Source organism: Lysinibacillus antri (genome assembly GCF_003977595.1).
GTDB classification, from domain to species: Bacteria; Bacillota; Bacilli; order Bacillales_A; family Planococcaceae; genus Ureibacillus; species Ureibacillus antri.
Genome location: NZ_RYYR01000058.1, coordinates 1 through 2,261 on the forward strand (window position 1 = coordinate 1; position 2,261 = coordinate 2,261).

At 37.7% G+C, this 2,261-nt stretch carries 3 protein-coding genes; all 3 read left to right on the forward strand.

The genetic code is table 11. The features are described from left to right. Positions 1–57 precede the first annotated feature (57 nt). From EK386_RS19570 to tnpC, 3 genes are read left to right on the forward strand one after another with little or no spacing between them, the layout of a single operon-like run. The gene (locus EK386_RS19570; RefSeq protein ID WP_126660856.1) at positions 58–252 is read left to right on the forward strand and encodes a hypothetical protein; all 195 of its coding nucleotides are present in this window, start codon (positions 58–60) and stop codon (positions 250–252) included. Then, complete coding sequence (gene tnpB, locus EK386_RS19575; protein ID WP_126660857.1) at positions 249–602, forward strand: IS66 family insertion sequence element accessory protein TnpB; 354 nt, start codon at positions 249–251, stop codon at positions 600–602. The genes EK386_RS19570 and tnpB overlap by 4 nt, the downstream gene beginning before the upstream one ends. Before the next feature lie 26 nt (positions 603–628). Further along, positions 629–2,245 carry an IS66 family transposase gene (gene tnpC / locus EK386_RS19580; protein ID WP_439331248.1) on the forward strand — a complete coding sequence of 539 codons (1,617 nt, stop codon included), beginning with the start codon at positions 629–631 and terminating at the stop codon, positions 2,243–2,245. The last annotated feature ends 16 nt before the right edge of the window (positions 2,246–2,261 follow it).

Here is a 2,261-nt window from a genome sequence, read left to right on the forward strand (position 1 = left end):
GTAACACGCAGCACCTCCCGGTACTATAAATGTATCAATTAAAGGAGGTGCTTTCTTATGCCACAACAAAAATTAGCTATTGTCCCCGTAACACTTCAACCAGATCATAAAAAATCTTCAACACCTACTTTTTCAAAAGATTCTTCTACAAGCATTTGTACGATTAAAACGTCAAATGCGGAAATATTCTTTCACCGTGGCGTAGATGAGTACGTGATTCAAACTGTCATGAGGGAGTTGAAAAACTTATGAGACATGATTATACAAGCGTAAAAAATATCTACATTATTTGTGGGAAAACGGATATGCGTAAAGGTATTGATGGGCTAGCCACACTGATTCAAGACTCGTTTGAATTAGATCCATATGGCGACTCGATATTCTTATTTTCTGGAACGAGTAAAGATCGTTATAAATGTTTATATTTTGATGGTGATGGTTTCGCCATGCTTTATAAACGTTTAGATAACGGTAAACTTCAGTGGCCTAAAAATGAAAATGAAGCACGTAATCTCTCACAGCAGGAGCTTCGGTGGTTGCTTGAAGGATTAGCTATTCAACAACCGAAAGCCATTCAACCTTCTCTGCAAGGCACATTCTAACTTCATCCAATTTTGACTTTATTTTAATGTCTGAAGGCGATTATAATAGAAAGAACAAAATTGAACGGAAAGTGGTGAGTGTTGTGGTGAATGATTCTGCGAATGAAAAATTAATTCGTTTACTTGAAGAACAATTGACTCGTTCGAATCAACAGAATGAAGAACTTTTGAAACAAATCGAATCGTTGTCACAACAAGTTCGCTATTTGACTAAGCTTTTATATGGTTCCAAAACAGAAAAATCAAAGTATCAGGCAGCCGAAGGACAAGGTTCCTTATTCGATGATGATCCTTTTTTTAAAGAATCTGAGCAAACAGAAAAACAAAGCCAACAGACTGTCTCCTATACTGTTGTACGAAAGGTTAATAAGAAAAAGAGAAACGATCTATTACGGGATGATGTAGGCATAGAAATGGTTCATCATCACCCAAAGCATACAGTCTGCGACTGTTGCGAGCATCAAATGATTGAGATCGGTAGTACGCTTGTCCGTGAAGAAGCCAAATTTATTCCTGCGAAAATAGTGAAAGTGCAACATATTGAACATGCGTATGAATGTAAAATGTGTAAGAATGATGCGTCACAGTCTGCACAAATCAAACGTGGCAAAGCACCACAACCTCCGATTCAACGAAGTATTGCAAGTCCTAGTATGCTAGCCAGAGTTATCTATGATAAATTTATGCAATATTTACCCCTTTACCGTCAGGTAAAAGAATGGGAACGGAATGGTCTATTGACCAATGATAAGAATTTATCGAATTGGGTTATTCGTGTAGCTGAGGATTGGCTTTTACCTGTTTATGAAAAGATAAAAAATGTATTAATGTTAAAATCATTTATGCATGTGGATGAAACCTATTCGCAAATACTTAATCGTTCAGATGGTAAATCAGCTCAATCCAATGCATACAATTGGGTGTTTCGAAGTGTGCCAAGCCAAGGTCCTATTATCGTTCTATTTCATAGTTCTTTGTCAAGAGGTCGTGCTGTATTAGAGGACTTTACAACAAACTTCAAAGGAACGATTATTTGTGATGGTTATTCGGCTTACGGTAACTTACCTGATATCACATTCGCAAACTGTTGGGCTCATGAACGGCGCTATTGGTTGAAAGCCAATAGTAAGCATGGACAAGCAGGGGTGGACTATTGCGACCAATTATATCGTTTGGAACGTAAGTTTAAACATCTTCCACCGGGAAAACGTCGCAAAGCACGCCAAAAACACTCAAAGCCAATCGTAGAAAAATTTCTAAAATGGGTGGAAGATTCACCTTTCTACGGGACAAATACATTAGCAAAAGCCGCTGGATACACATTGAAACATGCGCAAGGATTAAAAGCTTTTTTGTTTGATGGTCGGATTGAAATCGATAATAATCCAGCTGAAAATGCGATTCGCCCAAATGTGATCGGCCGAAAAAACTGGCTATTCTCGGTAAGTGAAGCTGGCGCAAGAGCGAACGCAATCTGTTTAAGTTTAGCTGAAACAGCAAAGGCAAACGGCATCGACTTTTATCAATATCTAGTGAAATTATTGATGGACTTGCCAAATTTACCGATTCATCAGCAACCTGAGATATTAAATAATTACATGCCTTGGTCCAAAAATATCAAAACAACATGTGTAATGAAATAGCCATCTATCCGAAAAA

Bases quoted from the DNA above. Each gene is read 5' to 3' on its own strand.
- EK386_RS19570 (WP_126660856.1), top strand. From the start codon at position 58: ATGCCACAACAAAAATTAGCTATTGTCCCCGTAACACTTCAACCAGAT.
- tnpB (WP_126660857.1), top strand. From the start codon at position 249: ATGAGACATGATTATACAAGCGTAAAAAATATCTACATTATTTGTGGG.
- tnpC (WP_439331248.1), top strand. From the start codon at position 629: ATGTCTGAAGGCGATTATAATAGAAAGAACAAAATTGAACGGAAAGTG.